We start from the raw sequence: 895 nt of genomic DNA, 5'->3' as shown, positions 1-895 counted from the left end.
AAAGCTGATTCACTTGCAGATACTGATGCTGAAGTTGATTGACTTGAGCTTACAGAAGCTGAAGCACTTTGGCTAGCTGATACTGATGCTGAAGCTGATTGACTTGAGCTTACTGATGCTGAAGCGCTTTGGCTTGCAGATACTGATGCTGAAGTTGATTGACTAGCTGATACAGATGCTGAAGCTGATTGACTTGAGCTTACAGATGCTGAAGCTGATTGACTTGCAGATACTGATGCGCTAGCTGATTGGCTTGCAGATACTGATGCTGAAGCTGATTGACTTGAGCTTACAGAAGCTGAAGCTGATTCACTTGCAGATACTGATGCTGAAGTTGATTGACTTGAGCTTACAGAAGCTGAAGCGCTTTGGCTAGCTGATACTGATGCTGAAGCTGATTGACTTGAGCTTACTGATGCTGAAGCGCTTTGGCTTGCAGATACTGATGCTGAAGTTGATTGACTAGCTGATACAGATGCTGAAGCTGATTGACTTGAGCTTACAGATGCTGAAGCGGATTGACTTGCAGATACTGATGCGCTAGCTGATTGGCTTGCAGATACTGATGCTGAAGCGGATTGACTAGCTGATACAGATGCTGAAGCTGATTCACTTGCAGATACTGATGCTGAAGCTGATTGACTTGAGCTTACTGATGCTGAAGCTGATTGGCTTGAGCTTACTGATGCTGAAGTGCTTTGGCTTGCAGATACTGATGCTGAAGTTGATTGACTTGAGCTTACTGATGCTGAAGTGCTTTGGCTTGCAGATACAGACGCTGAAGCTGATTGGCTTGCTGATACTGATGCTGAAGCGCTTTGGCTTGCTGATACTGACGCAGAGTGGCTCGCGCTTGCTGAGATAGAAGCTGAGTTCTGGTCGTTAGATGCTGAAG

Annotated in this window: 1 protein-coding gene; it reads right to left on the bottom strand. The window is 45.6% G+C overall.

Going from position 1 to position 895, the window contains the following annotated elements:
- A partial coding sequence (locus B7708_RS00045) for a hypothetical protein (RefSeq protein ID WP_193431727.1) occupies positions 1 to 895 on the bottom strand: 895 nt, incomplete at both ends.

The sequence above is a fragment of the Streptococcus oralis subsp. dentisani genome (assembly GCF_002096615.1).
Classification (GTDB): Bacteria; Bacillota; Bacilli; order Lactobacillales; family Streptococcaceae; genus Streptococcus; species Streptococcus oralis_U.
Note: the sequence above shows the minus strand (reverse complement) of the source record. Positions and strands in the feature narration are given on the sequence as shown.